Source organism: Acidisphaera rubrifaciens HS-AP3 (assembly GCF_000964365.1).
GTDB lineage: Bacteria > Pseudomonadota > Alphaproteobacteria > Acetobacterales > Acetobacteraceae > Acidisphaera > Acidisphaera rubrifaciens.
Genome location: NZ_BANB01000045.1, coordinates 28,377 through 51,703, shown reverse-complemented (window position 1 = coordinate 51,703; position 23,327 = coordinate 28,377). Strand labels below are relative to the sequence as shown.

20 protein-coding genes and 1 tRNA gene are annotated in these 23,327 nt (G+C 64.6%); 8 read left to right on the top strand and 13 right to left on the bottom strand.

Annotation, left to right across the window (positions count from 1 at the left end):
* Positions 1 to 160 precede the first annotated feature (160 nt).
* Positions 161 to 1,147 (bottom strand): SDR family NAD(P)-dependent oxidoreductase, encoded by a 987-nt coding sequence (locus B8460_RS01650; protein WP_048859822.1) that lies wholly within the window; start codon positions 1,145 to 1,147, stop codon positions 161 to 163.
* Positions 1,148 to 1,151: 4 nt separating this feature from the next.
* The gene (locus B8460_RS01645; protein WP_048859821.1) at positions 1,152 to 1,748 is read right to left on the bottom strand and encodes a D-sedoheptulose-7-phosphate isomerase; all 597 of its coding nucleotides are present in this window, start codon (positions 1,746 to 1,748) and stop codon (positions 1,152 to 1,154) included.
* A 148-nt stretch (positions 1,749 to 1,896) separates the two neighbouring features.
* Between B8460_RS01645 and B8460_RS01640 the strand changes: the two genes are divergently transcribed.
* On the top strand, positions 1,897 to 3,069 hold the full coding sequence (locus B8460_RS01640) for a patatin-like phospholipase family protein (protein WP_084623112.1): 1,173 nt from the start codon (positions 1,897 to 1,899) through the stop codon (positions 3,067 to 3,069).
* A 75-nt stretch (positions 3,070 to 3,144) separates the two neighbouring features.
* Positions 3,145 to 5,133 (top strand): DNA topoisomerase IV subunit B, encoded by a 1,989-nt coding sequence (gene parE, locus B8460_RS01635; RefSeq protein ID WP_048859820.1) that lies wholly within the window; start codon positions 3,145 to 3,147, stop codon positions 5,131 to 5,133.
* Between the two features lie 23 nt (positions 5,134 to 5,156).
* Here the strand turns inward: parE and B8460_RS01630 are convergent.
* Positions 5,157 to 5,231 (bottom strand) — tRNA-Val (locus tag B8460_RS01630).
* A 138-nt stretch (positions 5,232 to 5,369) separates the two neighbouring features.
* Between B8460_RS01630 and B8460_RS01625 the strand changes: the two genes are divergently transcribed.
* Both B8460_RS01625 and B8460_RS01620 read left to right on the top strand, forming a co-directional pair.
* Positions 5,370 to 6,230 (top strand): N-formylglutamate amidohydrolase, encoded by an 861-nt coding sequence (locus B8460_RS01625; RefSeq protein ID WP_048859819.1) that lies wholly within the window; start codon positions 5,370 to 5,372, stop codon positions 6,228 to 6,230.
* Positions 6,231 to 6,470: 240 nt separating this feature from the next.
* Positions 6,471 to 7,274, top strand: a complete 804-nt coding sequence (locus tag B8460_RS01620; RefSeq protein ID WP_084623110.1) for a transglycosylase SLT domain-containing protein — start codon at positions 6,471 to 6,473, stop codon at positions 7,272 to 7,274.
* A 42-nt stretch (positions 7,275 to 7,316) separates the two neighbouring features.
* Here the strand turns inward: B8460_RS01620 and B8460_RS01615 are convergent, their stop codons facing one another.
* On the bottom strand, positions 7,317 to 8,498 hold the full coding sequence (locus tag B8460_RS01615; protein WP_048859818.1) for an acyl-CoA dehydrogenase family protein: 1,182 nt from the start codon (positions 8,496 to 8,498) through the stop codon (positions 7,317 to 7,319).
* Positions 8,499 to 8,668: 170 nt separating this feature from the next.
* On the opposite strand from B8460_RS01615, the gene zwf reads away from it, so the two are divergent.
* Positions 8,669 to 10,144, top strand: a complete 1,476-nt coding sequence (gene zwf / locus B8460_RS01610; protein WP_048859817.1) for a glucose-6-phosphate dehydrogenase — start codon at positions 8,669 to 8,671, stop codon at positions 10,142 to 10,144.
* Positions 10,145 to 10,199: 55 nt separating this feature from the next.
* On the opposite strand, the gene B8460_RS01605 is transcribed toward zwf, so the two are convergent.
* Together B8460_RS01605 and B8460_RS01600 are read right to left on the bottom strand one after the other, a co-directional pair.
* A complete protein-coding gene (locus B8460_RS01605; RefSeq protein WP_148360229.1) occupies positions 10,200 to 11,888 on the bottom strand; it encodes an ArnT family glycosyltransferase in 1,689 nt (562 codons plus the stop codon).
* A gap of 2 nt (positions 11,889 to 11,890) precedes the next feature.
* A complete protein-coding gene (locus tag B8460_RS01600) occupies positions 11,891 to 12,670 on the bottom strand; it encodes a glycosyltransferase family 2 protein (RefSeq protein WP_241771065.1) in 780 nt (259 codons plus the stop codon).
* A gap of 554 nt (positions 12,671 to 13,224) precedes the next feature.
* Between B8460_RS01600 and B8460_RS01595 the strand changes: the two genes are divergently transcribed.
* Genes B8460_RS01595 through B8460_RS01585 form a run of 3 tightly spaced genes read left to right on the top strand, consistent with a single transcriptional unit; the run spans position 13,225 to position 17,376 of the window.
* Positions 13,225 to 14,868, top strand: coding sequence for a DEAD/DEAH box helicase (locus tag B8460_RS01595; RefSeq protein WP_048859815.1), 1,644 nt, complete (start codon positions 13,225 to 13,227; stop codon positions 14,866 to 14,868).
* A complete protein-coding gene (locus B8460_RS01590) occupies positions 14,865 to 16,085 on the top strand; it encodes an acyl-CoA dehydrogenase (protein ID WP_048859814.1) in 1,221 nt (406 codons plus the stop codon). Before B8460_RS01595 ends, B8460_RS01590 begins: the two co-directional genes overlap by 4 nt.
* Complete coding sequence (locus B8460_RS01585; protein WP_241771064.1) at positions 16,048 to 17,376, top strand: class I SAM-dependent RNA methyltransferase; 1,329 nt, start codon at positions 16,048 to 16,050, stop codon at positions 17,374 to 17,376. The genes B8460_RS01590 and B8460_RS01585 overlap by 38 nt, the downstream gene beginning before the upstream one ends.
* On the opposite strand, the gene B8460_RS01580 is transcribed toward B8460_RS01585, so the two are convergent.
* Genes B8460_RS01580 through sufB form a run of 7 tightly spaced genes read right to left on the bottom strand, consistent with a single transcriptional unit; the run spans position 17,373 to position 23,322 of the window.
* Positions 17,373 to 17,738, bottom strand: coding sequence for a HesB/IscA family protein (locus B8460_RS01580; protein ID WP_048859813.1), 366 nt, complete (start codon positions 17,736 to 17,738; stop codon positions 17,373 to 17,375). The genes B8460_RS01585 and B8460_RS01580 overlap by 4 nt on opposite strands.
* Before the next feature lie 28 nt (positions 17,739 to 17,766).
* Positions 17,767 to 18,150, bottom strand: a complete 384-nt coding sequence (locus tag B8460_RS01575; RefSeq protein ID WP_048859812.1) for an SUF system Fe-S cluster assembly protein — start codon at positions 18,148 to 18,150, stop codon at positions 17,767 to 17,769.
* Positions 18,116 to 18,586, bottom strand: a complete 471-nt coding sequence (sufU, locus tag B8460_RS01570) for a Fe-S cluster assembly sulfur transfer protein SufU (RefSeq protein ID WP_048859827.1) — start codon at positions 18,584 to 18,586, stop codon at positions 18,116 to 18,118. Before sufU ends, B8460_RS01575 begins: the two co-directional genes overlap by 35 nt.
* The gene (locus B8460_RS01565; protein WP_048859811.1) at positions 18,586 to 19,830 is read right to left on the bottom strand and encodes an aminotransferase class V-fold PLP-dependent enzyme; all 1,245 of its coding nucleotides are present in this window, start codon (positions 19,828 to 19,830) and stop codon (positions 18,586 to 18,588) included. Before B8460_RS01565 ends, sufU begins: the two co-directional genes overlap by 1 nt.
* A complete protein-coding gene (sufD, locus tag B8460_RS01560) occupies positions 19,827 to 21,086 on the bottom strand; it encodes a Fe-S cluster assembly protein SufD (protein ID WP_084623106.1) in 1,260 nt (419 codons plus the stop codon). The genes B8460_RS01565 and sufD overlap by 4 nt, the downstream gene beginning before the upstream one ends.
* Positions 21,083 to 21,844, bottom strand: coding sequence for a Fe-S cluster assembly ATPase SufC (gene sufC / locus B8460_RS01555; RefSeq protein ID WP_373855601.1), 762 nt, complete (start codon positions 21,842 to 21,844; stop codon positions 21,083 to 21,085). Before sufC ends, sufD begins: the two co-directional genes overlap by 4 nt.
* Positions 21,841 to 23,322: a Fe-S cluster assembly protein SufB gene (sufB, locus tag B8460_RS01550; protein WP_048859809.1), complete on the bottom strand. Its 1,482-nt coding sequence runs from the start codon at positions 23,320 to 23,322 to the stop codon at positions 21,841 to 21,843. The genes sufC and sufB overlap by 4 nt, the downstream gene beginning before the upstream one ends.
* Between the last annotated feature and the right edge of the window lie 5 nt (positions 23,323 to 23,327).

Below are 23,327 nucleotides of genomic sequence, written 5' to 3'. Positions count from 1 at the left end.
TATCCCTTCCATACAGATTTACTTGTCAATGAACAGTGCGACAAATCGCCCGAGAGCAATTGCCGCCGAGAAGAGCCTGTGTGTTCAGCTCGACCCGCCCCCCGACCGACCGTAGTCCGTCGCGGCGAGGCCGGGGTGTTAGACCCGCCCCGCCGCGGGGTCAAGCGCTTTTTATCGCGGGGCGGTGCCAGCCGCGGAACCACGCCACAAACCGCGCGATGCCGGCGGCAAGGTCTGTCCGCGGCGCATGTCCAACCAGGGCCTCGAGCGCGTCGGTCGAGGCACAGGTCACCCGTACATCCGCCGCCTCCCGGGCAGCGTGGCGAATGATCGCCTTGCGGCCGAGTTCGCGCTCGAGAAGTTCGACCAGGTACGCGACGCTTTCCGCTCGCCGGTTGCCGACGTTCAGCACGCGGGTCGGCGAGCTGGCCGCCGGCGGCCGCTGGAGAACGGCCAGGACACCCGCGACCACGTCATCGATGTAGGTAAAGTCGCGCTGCAGCCGGCCCTGGTCATAGATGGTGATGGGCGCGCCCTCGACGATCGCGCGCGCGAAGGCGAAATAAGCCATATCGGGACGACCCCATGGACCGTAAGCGGTGAAGAACCGCAACCCGGTCTGCGGAATACCGTGAAGATGACCATAAACATGGCTGATGAGTTCGTCCGCCCGCTTAGTGGCGGCATACAGCGAGACCGGCTTGTCGGCCCTGTCGGTCTCGCGGAACGGGGCATTCTCGGTATCCCCGTAGACCGAAGACGAACTCGCATAGACGAAGTGACGGAGTCCCGGCAGAGAACGCGCCACCTCGAGCAGGGTGAGATGGCCGAGGACGTTCGAATGGACGTAGGCGTACGGGTCGATCAACGAATATCGCACCCCCGCTTGCGCGGCCAGATGAACGATCTCGGTGACGTCACGCTTGCCGTCGAACACGGCAGCCATCGCCGCGCGGTCGGCGATATCGGCCCGAACGAAACGGAACGCCGCAAACGCCTGCAGCCGCTCAAGCCGCGCCTCTTTCAGGCGCGTGTCGTAATAGTCATTCACGTTGTCGATACCGACCACAGCACGGCCAGAGCGCAGCAGCGCTTCAGCCGTATGGTAGCCAATAAAGCCGGCCGCACCGGTGACAACGACGGTCATCGGCTCATGCCGCCAACGGCTTTGCCATGAGACGATCCTCGAGGAGTTCTAGGATCGCGTGACCGAGCGTGATGTGACACTCCTGGATACGTGCGGTCTCCGTATCGGGCACGATCAACGCGTGATCACACAGGAAACGCGCCGGCTCTCCCGAGCCGCCGAGCAGGCCGACCGTGACAATCCCCATCTCGCGTGCAGCCTCGAGAGCCGCCAAGACGTTCGGGGACCGGCCTGACGTCGTGAGCCCGAACAACACGTCGCCGCGCCGGCCCAGACCACGCAGCGGGCGGGCGAAAACCTGATCATACCCGTAATCATTGCCGGCGGCCGTGAGCATGGCGCCGTCGAGCGTCAAGGCGATGGCCGGCCAGGAGGGCCGCTCACAGCGACCGCGAAGACGGATCAGCAATTCGGTCGCCAAATGCTGGCTGTCTGCAGCAGACCCGCCATTCCCGCAAAACAGGAGCTTGCCGCCAGCGCGCAGAGAGTATTCGGCCGCAGCCACCACTGCGATGGCATCTGCCGCCAACTCGGTGGCAATACGCTGCTTGAGCGCGGCGCTGTGCAGCAGCATCGCAGCGAACCGTCCCGTCTCGTCCATGCTTTACCCCGACTGTCAATGCCAAGCAGCCGCCCTCTTCCGGCATCGCGGCGTCAACCCGGCTTGACCGGGCGGTTTGCACTGGCACAGGTAGCACGCTGGCCCAACACCGGGCCAAGCGCCTTGTTCGGAGCCGACAGCGCAGAGCATGAACACGGACCGCCCTCCGCCCTTAGCGGCGGACTCCCAACGCGCCGTCAGGATACCTCCCCATGTCGACCGACTCGCCCTCATCCTGCAGGGGGGAGGCGCCCTGGGCGCCTACCAGGCAGGCGTTTACGAAGGCCTGCACGCTGCCGGAATCGAGCCGGACTGGATTGCCGGCGTGTCGATCGGGGCGATCAACGGCGCAATCATTGCCGGCAATCCGCCGGCCTCCCGTCTGGAACGCCTGCAGGCATTCTGGTCGTCGGTGACCGCCCGCCCCGTCTGGCCGGTCGTCGCGCCCGACGATGGCGTAGCACGGCGGTGGCATAACGACGTGTCGTCGGCACTGACGGTCATGTTCGGGCAGCCGGGGTTCTTTACGCCCGCCCGTCCCGGTCCGCTCCTCAGCCTGCCGGGAACCGCCGCGGCAACGAGCTTTTATGACACATCTCCCCTGCGCACGACGCTGGAAGAGCTCATCGACTTCGATCGCCTGAACGACGGCGCGGCGCGCTACGCCTGCGGCGCGGTGGACGTGCAGTCGGGGAATTTCGTCTATTTCGACACAACGTCGACCCGGATCACGGTCGATCACGTGCTCGCGAGCGGTGCCCTTCCGCCGGGGCTCCCGATGGTGTCAATCGAGGGACGTGCCTTCTGGGACGGCGGCCTGGCGTCGAACACCCCGCTGCAGCATGTGCTGGACAATGCCGGCACCGCCAACACCCTGGTGTTCCAGGTGGACCTCTTCAGCGCGCCCGGTGCCGTTCCGACCGACATAGGCAGCGTTCTCAACCGAATGAAAGACATCCAGTACTCGAGTCGAACACGACTTGTTACGGACTATTATACGCAGCACTACAGGCTGACACGCATACTGAAGCGTGTGCTCGACAAACTGGATCCGTCCGAGCTTACGGAAGAGGAGGCGCTCCTAAAGACCTCGCTCTCAGATTTGCCGGCGATCACGATTATTCATTTGATTTATCGGCAGAAATTGTATGAAGGCGCAAACAAGGATTACGATTTCAGCCGCGCGTCGATGACGGAGCATTGGGCCAGCGGACTTCACGACACACGCCGCACGTTGCGCCACGGCGATTGGCTGAACGTGGCAGCGACCGAGGACGGCGTCCGCATCCACGACCTGCATGCCCCGACGAAGCGCCGTTGACCCCCGCAGCCTCCCGTCAGACCTAAGTCAGCGGTTCGCCCGACCCGCCGATCACAAAACATAGCCGGAAACCGCATGCCCGATCTCTTCCGCAAACCGTCCGACGATGCGGACCACAGCACCTACTCCGCCAAGGACATCGAGGTGCTCGAGGGCCTCGAGCCGGTGCGCCGGCGGCCAGGGATGTATATCGGGGGCACGGACGACGCCGCCCTGCATCACCTGGCTTCGGAAATCCTAGACAACTCGATCGACGAAGCGGTCGCCGGCCACGCGTCGATCATCGAGGTGACGCTGGAAGTCGGCAATGTCCTGTCGGTCCGCGACAACGGGCGGGGAATTCCGGTCGACCCGCATCCCAAGTTCAAGAACCTCAGCGCGCTGGAGGTCATCCTCACCACGCTGCATTCCGGCGGCAAGTTCGGCGGCAAGGCCTACGCCACGTCGGGCGGCCTGCACGGCGTCGGCAGTTCCGTCGTCAACGCGTTGTCCGAAAGCTTCGAGGTGGAGGTCGCCCGCGACCGCATCCTCTGGAGCCAGTCGTACGCGCAGGGACGACCGACCGGCAAGCTCCGTAATCTCGGGCCGATACAGAACCGCCGCGGCACGTTCATACGCTTCCGCCCCGACGCGGCCATATTCGGCGAGCGCCGTTTCATACCTGGCCGGCTGTATGCGCTCTGCCGCTCGAAGGCCTATCTGGTCTCCGGCATCCAGATACGCTGGCGCTGCGATCCCGCTTTGCTGAACGGCACTGACAGCGACATCCCGTCCGAGACGCTGTTGCATTTTCCCGGTGGGCTGCGCGACAGCCTGCGGGACGAACTCGGCTCCGCAACGCGCGTCCTGCCGGAGCCCTGGACCGGGCGAACCGCACTCGGCGCGGCGGCTGACGGCGAGGCGGCGGGCCATGTGGAGTGGGCGATCGCCTGGGTCGAGGACGGGGACGGGTTCCTACATACGTATTGCAACACGATCCCGACGCCTCAAGGCGGCACGCATGAGGCGGGCGTGCGGGCAGCGCTGGTCAAGGGGCTCCGGGCATGGGGCGAACAGCGCAGCAACCGCAAGGCCGCGCAGATCACCGCCGACGATCTCGTGACGCCGATGGCGGCCAAGGTCTCGCTGTTCCTCCGTGAACCTCAGTTCCAGGGGCAAACCAAGGATCGTCTGACCAATCCTGAAGCCGCCCGCCTCGTCGAGACGGCGCTGCGCGATCAGTTCGACCATTGGCTCGCCGCCGATCCGTCGGCCGCGGATGCGCTGCTCGCCTTCGCGGTCGAGCGCGCCGAGGATCGCATCCGCCGGAAGGAGCAGCGCGACACGCCGCGCAAATCAGCCACGCGAAAGCTGCGATTGCCGGGAAAGCTCACCGACTGCACGCGTGAGGATGCAAGCCAGACCGAGATTTTCCTGGTGGAAGGCGACAGCGCAGGTGGCTCCGCCAAGCAGGCGCGCGATCGGGAGACGCAGGCGGTATTGCCGCTGCGTGGCAAAATCCTCAACGTGGCCAGCGCCTCCACCGACCGGCTCCGCCAGAACCAGGAGCTTCGGGACCTGATCGAAGCGCTCGGCTGCGGGGTCGGCGACCGGTTCGATCGGGCCCGGCTCCGCTACGGCCGTGTGATCATCATGACCGACGCCGATGTGGACGGCGCCCACATCGCCTCACTCCTGATAACCTTTTTCTATCGCGAACTCCCCGACCTCATCCGCCACGGGCACGTCTACCTCGCCCAACCGCCCCTCTACCGGCTAACCCAGGGAGCCAAATCCGTCTATGCGATGGACGACGCCGATCGCGACCGACAGACCAAGGCGGCCTTCAAGCCCGGGAGCAAGGTCGAGGTCAGCCGCTTCAAAGGGTTGGGCGAGATGCCGCCGGCCATATTGCGCAACACGACCATGCATCCGGCAAAGCGGACCCTGCTGCGCGTGTTGGCGCCGGCGGACACCCGCGCGCCGACGGCGGAGTTGGTCGAGAGTCTGATGGGGCGGCGGCCAGAACTGCGTTTCCGCTTCATTCAGGAGCATGCCCGGACGGTCGATCTCGTCGATGTCTGAGGCGCTTGGGTCCGCGCGGGCCATGGTGGGCGCGAGAGGGATCGAACCTCTGACCCCCACCGTGTCAAGGTGGTGCTCTCCCGCTGAGCTACGCGCCCGTCCCCGCCGAACGGTGGTGCTCTGCTACGGCCTTGCGCGACGGAGTGCAAGTGTCCCGGGAAAGGCTGGCACGGTGCGCGCAACCTGCCTTCGATCTTGCGGATGACACAGCCGCGTCGGCGGGCTCAACTGGGCTGATGGATCACGTGATGACCGGCGGCGCGCCGTTCATGGTGTTGCGGCCGGAGCGACAGACCGTGCCGCTCGTCGTCGCCTCAGCCCACTCGGGTCGGGCCTACGACCATGCATTTCTCGCCGAATCGCGGCTGGACCCGGTGACGCTGCGGCGCAGCGAGGACAGTTTCGTCGACGAGCTGTTCGCGGCCGCACCCTCCGTGGGCGCGCCGCTGATCGCGGCCGAGTTCCCGCGCGCATATTGCGATCCAAATCGCGAGGCCTGGGAGCTCGACCCGACGATGTTCGAGGATGCGCTCCCTCCCTGGGTGAATATCCATAGCCCGAGGGTAGCGGCGGGTCTCGGCACGATCGCTCGGGTAGTCTCATCAGGAGATCAGATATATCGAAAAAAACTGCGGTTTGCCGATGCGGAGCGGCGGGTTCGCGAGTGCTGGCAGCCCTTTCACCAGGGCCTGCTCGGTCTGCTCGACGAGACGACGTGCCGGTTCGGCGCCGTCCTTCTCGTGGACTGCCATTCCATGCCGACCGGCGCCCTGAGCGGACGCGGCCCGGTCGACTTCGTGATCGGCGACGTCCACGGCACGTCCTGCTCCGAGGAGATCACCCGACTCATCGAGACCGAACTGATGCGCCTCGGCTACCGCGTGCGTCGCAACGACCCGTATGCCGGAGGCTACATCACCCGGACCTACGGACGGCCCAAAACCGGCCGGCATGCCGTGCAGATCGAGGTCGCCCGGCGGCTATATATGGATGAGGTGCGTTTCGAACGGCGGGCGGAGTTTCGGCGGGTCGCTCGGCAAATGGAGGCCGTGCTTGTGGCCCTTGCCGTCCAGGTCCCTGCCATTCTGGGCCTCTGACGCTGCGTGCGCCGAAAAAGAAAAGGCGGCGCTTGCGCGCCGCCAAGTTTAGGGAGGAAACGTCCAAGAAAGCGGCAAGACACGAATGCCTTGCTGCGATGCACAATGTAGGGTGACCATCGGGGTGAAGCAAGCGCTTTTTTGCATTGCAGCATCGCTGCGCGACGAACCCTTGGACGCCGTCCAGCCGGCCCGATCCAGTAAGAGACGCCTAAGGATTTGGCGGCTACGATAGGGTCCATGCATCGGTGGTTGCTTCTCCTGGGCGTGATGGCCCTCGCCTGCGGCGGTTGGGGCCGCCCGACAGTCGCACAAGCCCGGCACCCGACGCCGTTCGAGCAATGCCGCAGTGCCATCCAGGCCGCTGAAAGAGCTGGCGCGCTTCCCGGTCAACTTCTTGCCGCCATCGCCGATGTGGAGACGGGCCGACGCGACCCTGCGACCGGTCTGACGAGTCCGTGGCCATGGACCGTCAATGCGGATGGACAGGGCTACGTCTTTGATACCGAAGCCGAGGCGATCGCTGCTGTTAAGGCTCTCCAGGCCCAGGGGATCCGTTCCATCGACGTGGGGTGCCTGCAGGTGAATCTGCTGCACCATCCCGACGCCTTTCCGACCCTCGAGGCCGCCTTCGACCCGGCGACGAACGCGCGCTACGCGGCCCGCTTCCTCGGCCAGCTCTACAGTCAAACAGGAGATTGGGCAAAGGCCGCAGCCAATTACCACTCGGCCAATCCAGGCCTGGGCGCCGACTATCAGCGGAAAGTCCTGGCCGCATGGCCGACGGAGCAGCGGATCGCCGGGACGGCGGCATCGATGGGCGATACCGGCGGATCGCCCTTGGCGGCCGCGTGGGCGGCGACGATGCCACCGGGCACTGTCCAGCCAGGCGGGCGGGTGGTCGTCCAGTTGCCGGTTAACCGCGCGGAGCTGCCGCGCGTGATAACGCTGCCGGCACCTCCGGGAACGGCGGGACGATCACTTGCCGCCTATCGCGCGACCCCGATCGCCGTCCTCACGCGGCCGACGCGGGCGGGGGGCTGAGCCGCCATTTGGCCTCGGCGACAGGCGCGCTCCGTGGCGGAATCAGTAACTCCGCGGCATCCCCAGCACATGTTCGGCGATGTAAGACAGGATCAGATTGGTACTGATCGGCGCCACCTGATAAAGACGTGCTTCGCGATACTTCCGCTCGACGTCATATTCTTCGGCAAATCCGAACCCGCCATGCGTCTGGATGCAGGCTTCGCCCGCCGCCCAAGCCGCTTCCGCCGCCAGCATTTTGGCGGTGTTCGCCTCTTCGCCGCAGGCCTGCCCGGCCTCGTACCGGGCAAGTCCGGCGTGAAGCATGAGTTCGGCCGCGCGCATCTGCGCGTGAGCGCGGGCTATCGGGAACTGAATGCCCTGGTTCTGGCCTATGGGGCGACCGAAGACCTTCCGCTCGTTCGCATACGCAACGGCTTTAGCGATGAACCACTTTGCATCCCCGATACTCTCCGAGGCGATCAGGAGACGTTCCGCATTCATGCCGTCGAGGATGTAGCGGAAGCCCCTCCCCTCCTCCCCGACGAGGTTTGCGGCCGGCACGCGGAGATTGTCGAAAAACACCTCGCAGCTGTTGTGGTTCATCATCGTTCGGATGGGCCGGATGGTCAGGCCGCTGCCAAGCGCCGATCGCATGTCGACGAGAAAGGTCGATAGCCCATCGGTCCGGCGCGTGACTTGGTCGCGTGGCGTCGTGCGCGCCAGCAACAGCATCAAGTCCGAGTGTTCCGCCCGGCTGGTCCAGATCTTTTGCCCATTGACCACATACGAGTCGCCATCCCGGCGCGCGAAGGTACTGAGGCTGGTGGTATCGCTACCGCTGGTCGGTTCGGTGACGCCGAAGGCCTGCAAGCGCAATTCACCCTGGGCAATCGCCGGCAGGAAGGCCGCCTTCTGCGCGTCAGAGCCGTGACGCAGGACCGTACCCATCGTATACATCTGCGCGTGACAGGCGGCGCCGTTGCAGCCCTCGGCGTGGATCACTTCCAGGATCGCCGCCGCCGCCGAAAGCGGCAAGCCGGCGCCGCCATACGTTTCCGGGATCAGTACTGCCAGATAGCCGGCTTCGGTCAGGCTTTGGACGAACTCGGTCGGATAGCCGCGCACCGCATCCAGACGTCGCCAGTATTCGCCGGGAAACTGCGCACACAGCTTGCGCACTGCCTCGCGTATGTCCGGATAAGGCACATCGCTGATGCTCGTCCCGGCCGTTCCGTGGTCCATGCGCCCTCACCCGCGGCTACCTCGCCGCCATGCCAACCCGTGGCAAAACCCAACTACGAGGTCGGACGCTAGCCGATTGCGTCCCGCCGCCCAATCCCGCGTCGCAGCATTACGCCTTGCATGTGCAACCCTGCCGTGTTCGCATGTCATGGCTGAAGAAAAGGCCATCCATGAAGATCGTACCCGTTCAGAGCTTCATCTGTGTCGTCTTTGGCGCCACTGGCGACCTGACACTGCGAAAGCTTCTCCCCGCGCTGTACTACCGGTTCCGGGACGGACAGATGCCTGGGGACAGCATGATCGTCGGCGCGGCGCGGTCCGGATTGGACGACGCCGCCTATCGCGCACGGGCGCGGGACGCCTTGCACGCTCACGTCGCCTCGACAGATCTCCAGGGCGAGGTCGTGGACAGCTTCCTTGCGCAAATCTCGTATGTGCAGGTTGATGGGACCGGCGACACGGGGTGGCCGGTCCTGAAGGATGTGTTGGGAAGCGCGGGCGAGCGCGTTCCGGTTTTTTACCTCGCGACGTCGCCAGAACTCTACGGACCGATCTGCCGCAATCTGGCGCGACACGGGCTTGCGGGTCCCGACGCCCGGGTCGTGCTCGAGAAGCCGATCGGCCACGACCTCGAGAGTGCGCGGGACATCAACGACAGGGTCGGCGAGGTCTTCAGCGAGGCGCGGACCTTCCGCATCGACCATTATCTAGGCAAGGAGACCGTGCAGAATCTCCTGGCCTTACGGTTCGCCAACTCGATCTTCGAGCGCCTCTGGAACTCCGATGTCATCGACCACGTGCAGATCACGGTGGCGGAGACGGTCGGCGTGGAAGGCCGGGGCGGCTATTACGATCGCTCCGGCGCCCTGCGTGACATGGTCCAGAACCATATCCTGCAACTTCTTTGTCTGCTGGCCATGGATAGCCCGGTCGCCATGCAGGCGGATGCCGTGCGCGACGAAAAGCTCAAGGTCCTGAGAGCGCTACGCCCGATCGAACCGCACGACGTAGCCAGCGTGACTGTGCGCGGGCAATACGCGGCGGGAGCGATCGGAGGCAATCCGGTGAAAGGATATCTATCAGATTTGGGCGAGCCGGAAAGCAACACGGAAACATTCGTGGCGCTAAAGGCGCAGCTCAACTCATGGCGATGGGCAAACGTCCCGTTCTACCTGCGCACCGGCAAGCGACTGCCGCAAAAAATGTCGGAAATCGTCATTCAGTTTCGGGCGCTGCCTTTTTCGATTTTCCCGCGTGAGGCGGCCGACCTTCAGCCGAATCGACTAATCATCCGACTTCAGCCCGAAGAGGGTATGCGTCTGGAAATGATGACGAAGGACCCAGGCCCCGGCGGCCTTCGCCTCCGTCCAACTGGCCTCGACATCAGCTTCGAGAAGGCCTTCGCCACTCGATACCCGGATGCCTACGAGCGCCTGCTGATGGACACGGTCAGGGGCAACGCCACGCTGTTCATGCGCCGTGACGAAGTCGAGGCGGCATGGGGCTGGGTCGAGCCGATCATCGAGGCGTGGGAGAGCCGGCCGGAACGGCCACGCCCTTATTCCGCGGGCAGTTGGGGACCGACCGCCGCCATCGCTCTGATCGAACGTGACGGCCGCACATGGCACGAAGACGTCGGGACCTAGAAAAGCAGACCCACGATGCCGAAGCGTGCGGCCGTCGTCTGCCGAGAACCGGCCATCAGGGCGGAACCGCGCTGAAGAGATGGAGGGTCAGGAAGTGGTTGTTGGAATAATCCCGCCCTGTGACCGTTCCCCTGTCCTCCACGGCCATATGATGCGCCGCGAGCACCGCCAGAAACGGCGGTAGCCCCGCCACGTCGACCAGCGCGAGGGTGCATGCGGGGTCGCGCACGATGTGCTCCGCGGCCGTCACCGGGTCTACCAGACGCGTCTGCGTTCCCAGCAGAAACACCAGGCTTGGTTCGCTGTACGACGCCGAGGCCAGCGTCGGCCGTTGACACCGGCTGGAAGCCGCGACCAAAGCCGCGACGCGCGGGCTTATCCAGATCGGTGTCAAACCGGGGAGGACCATGCCGAATGTGGCGGCCTGGAATATCGCCGACGCCAAGAGGCCGCACGCGACCGCAAGCTGCGTGCGAGCACGGCGCGCCATCTGCGCCATGATGGCCAGAAATGCGACTTCCGCGGCTGCCGCCAGCCACACGACTGGCCGGACGCCATTCGAGTACCGCCACAAAAGCAGCGGTCCCCCCACAACGAGGACCAGACCGACCACTACCCAGATCATCCGCGCGGTCGCGAACGCCCATCGCTGCCAGCCTCCGCCCGGGCCCGCGGGCAGGACGCTCACGCATAGCAAAGCAATCCCGGGATAGGCGGGCAACACATACTGAGGCAGCTTGGTTGGGACCAATTCAAACAGCAGCCATGCGGGGATCACCCAGCACAGAAGGAATTGGACGCCGGGCATCGACCGCGCACGCCAGACCGCCGGTACCGCCCGGAAGGCCAGCAGCGAGCCGGGCCAGAACATTGCCGCGAATATGGCGAGATAATAGCCGGGTGGCGCCCAGTGGGATTCCTGGCCGTGCGACAGCTTGCCCAGCAGATTATGGCCAAGCGCCTGTGCGAAGAACGCGCCATCCGTCCGTATTGCGATCGCGATCATCCAAGGCAGCACGATTGCCGCCATGAGGGCCACGCCCGACAGCGGGTGCAGCCTCCGGAGCCATCGCCACGTGCCTCCGCTCGCCGAGAGCCCGAGGGCCGTGAGCCCGAGCCACACCAAGCCGATCGGCCCTTTGACCATGATCGAACAACCGAGCGCCGCCCAAAGCACTGCCGAATGAACGCGCGACGTATCGGGCCCTTCGCGCGCCTGCCAGATCGCCAGCAGCGCCCACTGTGCGAGAAGCACGAAAGCAAGCAGCGTCGCGTCCGTCGTCGCAATCCGTGCCTCGAAGCCGAAGAGAAGCGAGGACGCGAGAAGGGTAGCGCCGGCGAGACCGGCTGCCGGCCCCAGGAGACGGGCGCCGATCGCGCAGGTCAGTGCTGCCGATACAATGCCGGCCAACCACGAAGGAACCCGATGCGGCCAGATCACGCGGCGGGTCGCATCGCTCAGCAGGCTGACGGCGGCGGCCTGTGCCCAGTAGACGCCGGCCGGTTGGACGTAGCGCGGGTGATCCTGGAACCGCGGGTCGAGAAAGTCGCCGGTCTCCAGCATTTGCCGCGTCGCCTGCGCATAGCGGCTTTCGTCGCGATCGATTGGCGGGAGGCTGGCGCGTCCGGGCCACAGAATGAGCGCTGCCAGCAGCGATGCGCACAGGACGAAAGGCCAGGTATGCCGGCCGCCCTTCAATGGAACGCAGGCGGTTGCGTGGACGACGCCCTCGGTATGCCCCACGTTTATCGTTGCTCGAAGACCCGCTCAGGGCTTCGGCTCCGCCGTGTCAGCCACAGAACGCCCAGGAGATCGACCGCACCCAGCGCGGCACGTTCCAGGTTGCCGTATTTGGAAACGCCGCGCACCCGCGGACGATGGGAGACGGGTCGGAGTATGACCGCCGCACCCCGAGCCCTGAAGAGGGCCGGCAGATAGCGGTGCATGCCGTCAAACTGGGGCAGCCGCTCGAAGGCCCGACGAGGAAACACCTTCAGGCCGCATCCGGTATCCGGGCAACCATCGCGCAGGACGCCCGCTCGCACGGCATTCGCAAGGCGCGACGCCACTCGCTTCGACAATCGGTCGTGTCGAACTGTGCGTACGCCGGTGACGAGCGCCGCTCCTGCCTGCCTCGCACAATCGACCAAGGCCGGGATGTCGGCCGGGTCGTTCTGCCCGTCACCGTCGATGGTCGCGACGAGGCCGCCGCGCGCGAGGGCGATGCCGGTGCAAATGGCGGCGCTTTGTCCGGCTCGGTCGCTGTGTCGGACAATCCGGAGTTCCGGTACCGCCTCGCCGAGCGCCGCAGCCTCCGCCAGGGTCGCGTCCGTACTGCCGTCGTCGACGCAGATGATTTCGAAAGCAAACCTTGGGCGAAGCACACCAGCGATTTCGGCGATCAGCGGACCAATGTTGCCGGCCTCGTTGTAGGCAGCCACGACCACTGTCAAATCGACGGTGATACCCGGTGGCGACGGCAACACCACGGTCTCCGGCGAGAGCGCTTCCAGGTAATCAGGCAATGATTTCCATCATATACCGCACTGCAGCAGTAGTCCGTGCGGACGGCAGACTGTCAACCCTGACAAGGGTCGGCATCGCACAAAAAAAGGCCTGGCACGAAGGCCAGGCCGAGTGCAGGTCCGGGTGACATGGGCAATGCCCAGACGGCTAGCGGGTGTTGGGGCAACGCCAGCCGACAAAGCCACTATGGCGGAAGCTCGATTGACGCGCTGTGAAGGCCTTCACAGACCGTGGTCCGGGCGGGCGGCGGGCTGAAGCTCCGGCCGGCCAGGCGGTGAGACCGCAAGTAATTGCGAAACCTTGACTTTCGTGCCGCCAGACTTGATATCCCCATGGGGATTCCGGCGCGAGCACGGACCGCACGGATAATTGCACCGTTAAGCCGGTGCAGACTGCCGCGAACAGGCGCCCCTCACCGACTGCCAACCCTTGAGAAGACACGATTTTGGTCGATACCCTTCCGGCTGACGCTGACGCGAACGATCCCACGTGCCCGGCCCCGGAGGCCGCGGGTTCGTGCGTCCCGGACGCGACGCCCCCTGTCGACAATCAGATGACACCGACGGCCACTGCCCCGCTCTCCGTCCCAGCCACGGACGACGACGAATCGGCCCCGGAGGCCTCTGCCGAGAGCGTGGAGGCGGAAGCCGAGGATAACGGGTTTGCCAGCTTGGGCCTGTCGGAGGCGGTGCTCCGGGCGGTCGACGACATGGGATACCGCATACCCACGCCCATCCAGGCCCAGGCTATTCCGGTGGTGCTGATGGGGCGCGACGTCCTTGGCACGGCCCAGACCGGTACCGGTAAGACGGCGAGCTTCACCCTTCCGCTGCTGGATATCCTGTCCGGGTCCCGCGCCCGCGCCCGCATGCCGCGCTCGCTCATCCTGGAGCCGACCCGCGAACTTGCCCTGCAGGTGGCCGAGAACTTCCTTCTCTACGGGAAATACCTGAAGCTGACGCATGCCCTGCTGATCGGCGGTGAAAGCCTCTCTGATCAAAAAGACGTCTTGATGCGTGGCGTGGATGTGCTGATCGCCACGCCCGGCCGCCTGCTCGATCTGTTTGAACGCGGCGGAATCCTTCTGACCGATACGCGGATACTGGTCATCGACGAGGCCGACCGCATGCTCGACATGGGATTTATCCCGGATGTCGAGCGGATCGTCAGTCTGCTGCCGGCCAACCGGCAGACGCTTTTCTTCAGCGCGACCATGGCACCGGAGATCCGCAGGCTCGCCGATGCTTTCCTGCAGAACCCGCGCGAGATCGCCGTCAGCCGACCTGCCTCCGTCGCCAGCACGATCACCGAAGGGTTGGTGCTGGTTGCCGAGCATGACAAGCGTGAAGCTCTCCGGCGCCTGCTGCGGTCACAGAACGTGCAGAACGCGCTGATTTTCTGCAACCGCAAGCGTGACGTGGATATCCTCCACAAATCGCTCAGCCGGCATCAGTTCAACGTCGGTGCCCTTCACGGCGACATGGCGCAATCGGTGCGCTTTGCCACGCTTGAGCGCTTCAAGTCCAACGATCTGCAGCTTCTCGTCTGCAGTGACGTGGCCGCCCGTGGTCTCGACATCGGCGGCCTGTCACACGTCTTCAACTTCGACGTGCCGCATCACGCCGAGGACTATGTCCACAGGATCGGGCGCACTGGCCGCGCCGGCCTGGAGGGACACGCCTACACGATCGCCTCTCCGGAAGATCGGCTTGCCGTAGCCGCGATCGAGCAACTGACCACCAAAGCCATTCCGCGCGTGGTCATACCGGGTCTGGATCACGTGGAGTGGGCCGAAGACGACGGCCGCCGTCGCCGCGGAACCCGGTCGGCAAAGGGGCGAGCCACCGCGCCGCGCGCCGATACAGGCCGAGCCGCCGCAACTACGGATGCCAAGCCCGCCAAAGAACCGCGGAGCCGCCCGGCCGCGGACACGGGGCCAAAAGTGGCAGACCGCGCCGCCGCGCCGGCGCCGACACGCGCGAGCAGGCCGGCGACGGCCCGGGCTCGACCACCTGCCCCACCGCCGCGCGGTGGGCAGGGAACGGCGGCGGAGGAGTTTGCGGAGAAAGTTACACGCGGCTTCGGCAGCGATATCCCAGCCTTCATGCTGATCTCGGCGCGCCGTCCAAACCGGGGCCCCGAGACAGCTCCGGCTGCCACTGCCGCTGGAGACTCCGGGGGAGAAAGCTTGGCATGAACCAGATCGACCGTCCGGCCGCGGCTTCGCGCCTCAGCGGCTTCACCGCATTCGATTGGCGCGACCCGCTACGCCTTGAGAATGAGCTCACGGAAGACGAGCGCGCGATACGCGATGCGGCCCATGCCTACTGCCAGGAACGGTTGTTCCCCCGCATCCTCGAAGCGAACCGGCACGCGACGTTCGATCGCTCGATCATGACCGAGATGGGCGAGCTCGGCTTTCTCGGCGCGACCCTGCAAGGCTATGGCTGCGCGGGCGTCAACTACGTCAGCTACGGCCTCATCGCGCGCGAGGTCGAGCGCGTCGATAGCGGTTACCGCAGCGCCTTCTCGGTGCAGTCGAGCCTCGTGATGTATCCGATCTACGCGTTCGGATCCGAGGAGCAGAAGAGCACGTATCTGCCTCGTCTGCGCAGCGGTGAAGCCGTCGGCTGTTTCGGGCTGACTGAGCCTGATGCCGGCTCTGATCCGTCGTCGATGCGTACGCGGGCCCGCAAGGTGGACGGCGGTTATCTGCTGAACGGTTCCAAGACCTGGATAACCAATTCGCCGATCGCGGATGTCTTCGTGGTATGGGCCAAGGACGATGCCGGCGACATTCGTGGCTTCATCCTCGATCGCGGCATGAAGGGCCTGTCCTCCCCGCACATCGAGGGTAAGTTCGCGCTCCGCGCCAGTGCAACCGGCATGATCATGATGAGCGACGTATTCGTGCCGGATGCGAACATGCTGCCGCATGTCCGCGGGCTCCGCGGGCCATTCTCGTGCCTCAACAACGCCCGCTACGGGATCTCCTGGGGCGCCATCGGGGCGGCGGAGTTCTGCTGGAATGCGGCACGCGATTACACGATGCAGCGCATGATGTTCGGCCGGCCGCTGGCGGCGACCCAACTTATTCAGAAGAAGCTCGCGGACATGCAGACGGAAATCACCCTCGCGCTGCATGCCGTGCTGCGGCTCGGCCGACTGATGGACGCGCACGACGCGGCACCGGAGATGATCAGCCTTTGCAAACGCAATTCGTGTGGCAAGGCGCTGGATATCGCCCGCACCGCCCGTGACATGCACGGCGGGAACGGCATCGCGGACGAATACCACGTCATCCGGCATGTCATGAATCTGGAAGCCGTCAACACATACGAAGGCACCCACGACGTTCATGCGCTGATTCTCGGCCGTGCGCAGACCGGCCTCTCGGCTTTCGGCGGCGCCTGACGTCGCTCCGATCGCGGTCAGGATCGACCGGGTCGGACATCAGGGGGACGGACTGGGACGTCTGCCCGATGGCACACTCGTCTGCGTGCCGGGCACCCTGCCGGGTGAGTATGTTACCGCCGTCCCTATCGGCAGCGGCGGCAAACTGACACGGGCTACGCTGGTCCGGGTTGAAAGCCAGAGTCCGGATCGCGTGGACCCACCCTGCCCGCACGCGCATGCGTGCGGCGGGTGCAGGCTGCAGCATTGGGCAGAGCCGTCCTACCTGCGCTGGAAGGCTGAACGACTGCATGAGGCGTTGAGCCGGGCGGGCTATTCTGACGCTCCCATCGCGCCCGTTATCGCGACCCCCACGAATACGCGCCGGCGTGTCGACCTCGCTTATGCGCCGTCCGGCGCGGATGTGGCTCTTGGCTTCCACGTCGCCCGAGGCCGTGACGTGGTCAACATTCGCGACTGCGTGATTCTGCACGACGCTCTCCGAGCGCTGCTCGACCCGCTCCGCCGCCTGCTGCCGTCACTTTCGGGCGGCCGTTATCCCGGCTCGGTCCACATCAATTTGCTGGACAACGGACCTGATATCCTGTTCCGGCTTCAAGCCGCGTTGACCCGCAAGGATAGCGAGCGACTGCTTTCCTTCGGGACAGGCGTCGGCGCGTGCAGAATTCACTACGCTGTCGGAAACGCGGAACCGACGCTGCTCATCTCGCTCGCTGCGCCCTTTGTCCGGTTCGGCGGCGTCAAAGTTACGCCGCCGCCGGGGAGCTTCCTTCAGGCAAGCCGAGACGGGGAACGTCATCTGGTGCAGGCAGTCCTGGATGCGTTGCCGTCACCACTGCCGAAACGGGCACGCTTCCTCGATCTCTTTGCCGGATGCGGAACATTCACCTTCCCGCTCGCAGCGTATGGCATCGTCGATGCCTATGAAGGTAATGGACCGGCCATCGCCGCCTTGAGGGATGCGGCCCATCACGCCTTGCCCGGGCGCATCAAGGGACATCATCGCGATCTTTCGCGCCAGCCCGTCGCCGGACGTGAGCTGGAGGGCTATGCGGCGGCGGTCGTCGATCCTCCATGGCTCGGCGCCCCGGCACAGATCGCCGCACTCGCCGCATCATCCGTCGGGCTGATCATCTACGTGAGCTGCAATCCTGCGGCATTGGCAACCGACGCCCAGACGTTGCATGTTGCCGGCTTCACCGTGCTCCGCGCCACGCCGATCGATCAATTCGTGTGGTCGGCCGATCTGGAATCGGTGATCGTCTTCGCGAGGGGTCGATCCGCCCGTTAGACGTGAAAGCTCTCGCCGCAGCCGCAGCGGCCCTTCTCGTTCGGGTTGCTGAAAGTGAAGCCTGATTCGAGCTTGCCGTCGCGATAGTCCATCACCGTGCCGATCAGAAACAGACTGGCTTTACGATCGACCAAAAGCTTTACCCCGCGATCCTCGACGATCTCGTCGGTCGGCGCTGCCGCATCGACCCAGCTCATGTCATAAGACAAGCCGGAGCAGCCTTTCGTGGAAACGGCAATCCTCAACAGACGCCCATCCATGGCGCTGTCGTAAATCCGCCGCAGGCGCTCCGCCGCCGTGTCGCTCAACGTCATCAGCGGTGGAAGCGAGCGTGTCCGCCGGGGCTGTGTCGTCGCGCTCATTGTATGCTCTCCGTTACCGATGGTCTCTCTAGAACATGTTCAGCTGCAACCGGGCCTCATCCGTCATCCTGCTGGGATCCCACGGAGGATCCCAGACCGTTTCGACCTCGACGTCGGCCACGCCCGGCACCAACAGAACGGCATCGCGCACCTGCTCGGGCAGTTCCTGCGCACTCGGACAAGCCGGCGCAGTAAGGGTCATCTCGACCTTCACCTTCCCGTCGTCATAAATATCGATCGCGTATATGAGCCCCAGCTCATAGATGTTGACCGGGATTTCCGGGTCGTAGACGGTCGCGATCGCCGCAATGATGTCATCGTCGCTGACACGCGGCGGCTCCGATCCGTCCGGTGTCCAGGTTCCCGGCAATGCTCCTTCAGTCGCGCTCACTGCTCGCCTCCCCTGCTCCATCAAGCGCCGCGACAAGCGCATGCCATGGCAAGGTCGCGCACTTCACCCGAGACGGATATTCGTGGACGCCCGCGAGCGCCCTCAGCCCCTCAATGGCCGCCGCGAACCGGGCGGGTATATCGTCTGCGCTGCCTTTTCGGGCGAGGGTCGCAAAATATCCCGCCAAGTCCCGCACCTCGGCCGCACTCAAGCCGGCCACGCTGTCAGCCATCAGGTCCGCCGACGCAACGCTGATCGCGCAACCGCGCGCCTCAAAACCGACCTTGGCCACCTTGCCGGCATCGTCCCAGGCGACGAACACCTCGACACGATCGCCGCACATCGGGTTATCGCCCTTCGCCCGCACGTCAAAGGCGGCCAACCTGGACCCATTGCGTGGATGCCGCCCACGATCAAGAATCACTTCCTGATACAGATCACGGAGATCTTCGAACATCATTTGAAGAACTCTCGAACCCGCGCGAGCGTGTCCGCCAACACGTCGACCTCTTCGAGAGAGGTATAGACACCAAAACTTGCCCGTGCCGTGCTGTCGATCCCGAACCGCTGCATCAGCGGTTCCGCGCAATGATGACCGGCCCGCACCGCGATGCCCTGCCGATCCAACAACGTCGCGACGTCGTGCGCGTGGGCACCGTCCATGACGAACGAAATCACGCCACCGCGATCAGGTGCTGCTCCAATGATGTGTAGTCCCTCAATCTCGTCAAGGCGAGCGAGAGCGTGCTGGGTCAAGGCCTGCTCGTGACGCCCGATTGCCTCGTACCCGACGTCCTCGACAAATCCGATCGCGGCTTTAAGTCCGATCGCCTCCAGAATCGCTGGTGTTCCGGCCTCGAATTTATGCGGCACTTCCGCCCATGTGGATCGCTCCATCGTCACCGAAGAGATCATGTCGCCACCACCCAGAAACGGCGGCATGCGCTCGAGCAATCCGCGCCGCCCCCAAAGGACGCCAATCCCGGTGGGGCCGTACAGCTTATGACCGGTGAAGACATAGAAATCGCAGCCGATCGTCTGGACATCAACGCGACGGTGGACGATCGCCTGCGAACCGTCGAGAAGCACGAGCGCACCCGCCGCATGCGCCCGCGTGACGATCTCGCCCGCCGGCGTATAGGTGCCGAGGACGTTGCTCATATGGGTTACCGCCACCAGGCGGACGCGCCCATCCGCCAGGCACGCGTCGAAAGCATCAAGGTCAAGCTCGCCAACGTCGGAAACCGGGATGACCCGCAGCTCCACGCCATGATCGTCACGCAGCATCTGCCACGGGACGATGTTCGAATGATGCTCCATCTCGCTGATCACGACTGCGTCGCCGGCCTTCAGCAGGCCGCGCCCATAGCTGTGGGCAACCAGATTGATGGCTTCCGTGCTGTTGCGCGTGAAGATGATCTCATGCCGGTCGGCCGCATTCAGCAGGCCGGCAACGGCGTCGCGCGTTTCCTCGTACGCCTCGGTCGTCCGCTCGCTCATCCAGTGCAGCCCGCGATGGACGTTCGCGTACTGTGTCTCCATTGCGCGGCACAACGCGTCGATGACGACACGCGGCTTCTGCGCGGAAGCGGCGCTATCGAGAAAAACGAGCGGCTTTCCCCGCACCGATTGGGCGAGTATCGGAAACGCTGATCTTATCCCGGCCACGTCCAGCGAGTCCGGCCTGGTGATGGAATTCATCGTCCCAGCTTCTCCCAACTGCCCTCAAGGGCGTCCTCCGCCATACGCCGGGCCTCGGCGTCCTCGATATCTGCGAGCGACTCGGCAAGGAACGCACGGATCAGCAACGTTCGTGCATCCCGTTCGGGCACTCCACGGCTACGAAGATAGAAGATCTGGTCGCCGTCCAACTCCCCCACGGTGGCGCCGTGGCTGCACTTCACATCATCGGCAAAGATCTCAAGCTCGGGCTTACTGTCGATTTCCGCCTCCGGCGATAGCAGCAGCGCTTGATTCATCTGATAGCCGTCCGTTTTCTGAGCCGCGCGGGCGACCTCGATCTTGCCCTGGAAGACACCGTGAGCGCGGTCGGCAAGGATGTTCTTCACCGTCTGTCGCGACGCACAGGCCGGCGCGTCGTGCGAGACAACCGTCGTTACGTCCGCATGCTGACTACCGGCCAGCAGCTGTGCGGCATTCAAATGCACCGTCGCACCGGGGCCAGCCAGTCGGGCATGCACCTCCGCGCGCGCAAGCTTCCCGCCAAGTGCAAGCGTGAAACTGTCGTAAGTCGCCCCTGCGCTCGCATCCACGAACAACGTGCTGAGCGTAGTGGCGTCGATCGACTCCCGCTGTATGCGGACATGCGACAGCTTGGCGCCGTCCGCCACCTCCGCTTCCATCACGCAATTCGCAAAATAGCGCCCGCTTCCCGCCGCGACCTCTACAAGCGTCAGGCGCGCACCGGATCGAAGCGCGATACGATGACGCAGACACACCGCCGGCATGTCGACGTTCCCGCCGACCGTGAGAGCAAGAAGAACGACCGGCCCACACTCGATATCGGGATCGACCGTGATCACCATCCCGTCCTCGGCGAACATAGTATTCAATGCCACAAACGGCAGCGCAGCCGCCGTCGCATCCTTCGGCGCCGACACCTCGAACGATCCGAGGGAGATCGCCGCCGGAAGCGACGACAGTTCCGGACGCAGTCTTCCATTGACGAAGACGATGCGAGGCAGCCCTCGCGTCAAGCTGATCCATTCGGCAGCCGCGTCGGGCGAGACTTCCGCCTCCGGCGCGGCGAAGGACGTGGCGCCGAGGTCGCGCAACGACGTATAGCGCCATGCCTCGTCACGTCTGCTCGGCAGTCCACGGGAGCGGAATACCTCGGCGGCGGCAACACGCGCATCTGGACAGCCCGGCAAGCGGTCGCGCACGGCTTGAAAGTGCGCCAGTGCGCGCGAGCCGGCCTGTTCGAGCGTCGCGCTCACGCTGCCGCCTCGCGTATCACCGCGCCATAGCCCGACACTTCCAGTTCGCGTGCGAGATCCGGGCCGCCACTTCGGACGATCTGGCCGCGCACCAGAACATGCACCCGATCGGGAACAATAAGTTCGAGCAGACGCTGATGATGCGTGATGACCAGGGCGGAAAAGCCCGGTGCGCGAAGCCCGTTCACGCCGTCGGCGACGATCTTGAGCGCGTCGATATCCAGCCCGCTGTCAGTCTCATCGAGGATGGCGAAGCGCGGCTGCAAAAGCACCATCTGCAGCATTTCATTGCGCTTCTTCTCGCCGCCGGAGAAGCCAACGTTGACGTTGCGCTTAAGCATGTCTTCCGGCATGGCAAGGCGCCGCGCGGCCTCGCGGGCAAGCTTCAGAAACCGCACTGCGTCGATCTCGGCCTCACCGCGCGCCCGTCGCTGTGCGTTCAGCGCGGTTCGCAAGAAATTGGCATTGCCCACGCCCGGCAACTCGACCGGCGCCTGGAAGGCCAGGAAAAGCCCGGCAACCGCCCGCTCCTCCGGCTCCATCGCCAGAAGATCACGCCCGTCGAACAGTACTTCACCGCCGGTGACCGCGTAGTCGTCGCGACCGGACAGAACATAGGAAAGCGTCGACTTCCCGGAGCCGTTGGGCCCCATGATGGCATGCACCTCGCCAGCGGGGACCGTCAGACTGACGCCGCGCAGGATGGGCTTGTCCTCGATCTCCGCGTGCAGGTCACGAATGGTCAGCATGGCTGTCATCCGACCGATCCTTCGAGGCTGACGGACAGAAGCTTTTGCGCCTCCACGGCAAACTCCATCGGAAGCTCCTTCAGCACGTCCTTGCAGAAGCCGTTGACGATCAGACCGACAGCATCTTCCTCGCTCAGGCCCCGCTGGCGACAATAGAAAAGCTGGTCCTCCGCGATCTTGGAGGTCGTCGCCTCATGCTCGACCCGCCCACTCGGATTGCGACTTTCGATATAGGGGACCGTATGCGCGCCACAGCGGTCGCCGATCAGCAGACTGTCGCACTGTGTGTGGTTACGCGCGCCGTGCGCCTTCGGCATGATGCGAACCAGACCGCGATAGGTATTGTTCGACTGCCCCGCGCTGATGCCCTTCGATACGATCGTGCTGCGGGTATTGCGGCCGATATGGATCATCTTGGTGCCGGTATCCGCCTGCTGGTGGTTGTTTGTCACCGCGACGGAATAAAACTCCCCCACACTGTCGTCGCCCTGAAGGATGCAGGACGGATATTTCCACGTGATCGCCGATCCGGTCTCCACCTGCGTCCACGAGATCTTGCTGCGGGCGCCGCGACAGGCTCCCCGCTTCGTGACAAAATTATAGATCCCGCCCCGACCGTTGGCATCGCCCGGATACCAGTTCTGAACCGTGCTGTATTTGATCTGCGCGTCATCCAGGGCAACCAGTTCGACCACCGCCGCATGCAACTGGTTCTCATCGCGCATCGGCGCCGTGCAGCCCTCCAGATAGCTGACATGGCTGCCCTCGTCGGCGATGATCAGCGTACGCTCGAATTGGCCGGTGTTACGCGCATTGATCCTGAAATACGTCGACAGCTCCATCGGGCAGCGCACGCCCTTGGGTATGTAGACGAAACTACCGTCAGTGAAGACGGCGCTGTTCAGCGCAGCGAAGAAATTGTCTCCGGCGGGGACAACGCTACCGAGATAGCGCTGCACGAGTTCGGGCACTTCGTGCACCGCCTCGCTGATCGGACAAAAGACGACGCCGGCTTTTCGCAGCGTTTCACGGAACGTCGTTGCGACCGATACGCTGTCGAACACGGCATCCACCGCGACGTCGGGTCGTGTGTCGGCACCTTCGACGCCCGCAAGGATGGCACGCTCGCGCAGCGGGATCCCAAGTTTCTCGTAGGTAGCGAGCAATTCCGGATCGACTTCGTCAAGCGAACGCGGACCGGCCTTCTGCTTCGGCGCCGCGTAATAATGCAGATCCTGATAATCGATCGGCGCGTGATGCACCTTGGCCCATACCGGCTCGGTCATCGCGCACCATGCCGCATACGCCTTCAGGCGCCAGGCAAGCAGCCATTCCGGCTCCTGCTTGCGGCTGGAAATCAACCGGATGATATCCTCGTTCAGGCCTTTCGGCGCGAGGTCCATCTCGATCGCAGTCTCGAAGCCCCACTTATAGCCGGACTGCGTGACGGACTGTACAGCATCGAGTGTTTCGGCAACGACGGGCATACGCA

Coding starts and splice junctions, on each gene's coding strand:
- B8460_RS01565 (WP_048859811.1), bottom strand. CDS start 19,830: ATGAATTCCATCACCAGGCCGGACTCGCTGGACGTGGCCGGGATAAGA.
- sufB (WP_048859809.1), bottom strand. CDS start 23,322: ATGCCCGTCGTTGCCGAAACACTCGATGCTGTACAGTCCGTCACGCAG.
- B8460_RS01575 (WP_048859812.1), bottom strand. CDS start 18,150: ATGGAGCAGGGGAGGCGAGCAGTGAGCGCGACTGAAGGAGCATTGCCG.
- B8460_RS01640 (WP_084623112.1), top strand. CDS start 1,897: ATGAACACGGACCGCCCTCCGCCCTTAGCGGCGGACTCCCAACGCGCC.
- sufC (WP_373855601.1), bottom strand. CDS start 21,844: ATGACAGCCATGCTGACCATTCGTGACCTGCACGCGGAGATCGAGGAC.
- B8460_RS01580 (WP_048859813.1), bottom strand. CDS start 17,738: ATGAGCGCGACGACACAGCCCCGGCGGACACGCTCGCTTCCACCGCTG.
- B8460_RS01615 (WP_048859818.1), bottom strand. CDS start 8,498: ATGGACCACGGAACGGCCGGGACGAGCATCAGCGATGTGCCTTATCCG.
- B8460_RS01595 (WP_048859815.1), top strand. CDS start 13,225: ATGACACCGACGGCCACTGCCCCGCTCTCCGTCCCAGCCACGGACGAC.
- B8460_RS01650 (WP_048859822.1), bottom strand. CDS start 1,147: ATGACCGTCGTTGTCACCGGTGCGGCCGGCTTTATTGGCTACCATACG.
- B8460_RS01590 (WP_048859814.1), top strand. CDS start 14,865: ATGAACCAGATCGACCGTCCGGCCGCGGCTTCGCGCCTCAGCGGCTTC.
- sufU (WP_048859827.1), bottom strand. CDS start 18,586: ATGTTCGAAGATCTCCGTGATCTGTATCAGGAAGTGATTCTTGATCGT.
- zwf (WP_048859817.1), top strand. CDS start 8,669: ATGAAGATCGTACCCGTTCAGAGCTTCATCTGTGTCGTCTTTGGCGCC.
- parE (WP_048859820.1), top strand. CDS start 3,145: ATGCCCGATCTCTTCCGCAAACCGTCCGACGATGCGGACCACAGCACC.
- B8460_RS01625 (WP_048859819.1), top strand. CDS start 5,370: ATGGATCACGTGATGACCGGCGGCGCGCCGTTCATGGTGTTGCGGCCG.
- B8460_RS01620 (WP_084623110.1), top strand. CDS start 6,471: ATGCATCGGTGGTTGCTTCTCCTGGGCGTGATGGCCCTCGCCTGCGGC.
- B8460_RS01645 (WP_048859821.1), bottom strand. CDS start 1,748: ATGGACGAGACGGGACGGTTCGCTGCGATGCTGCTGCACAGCGCCGCG.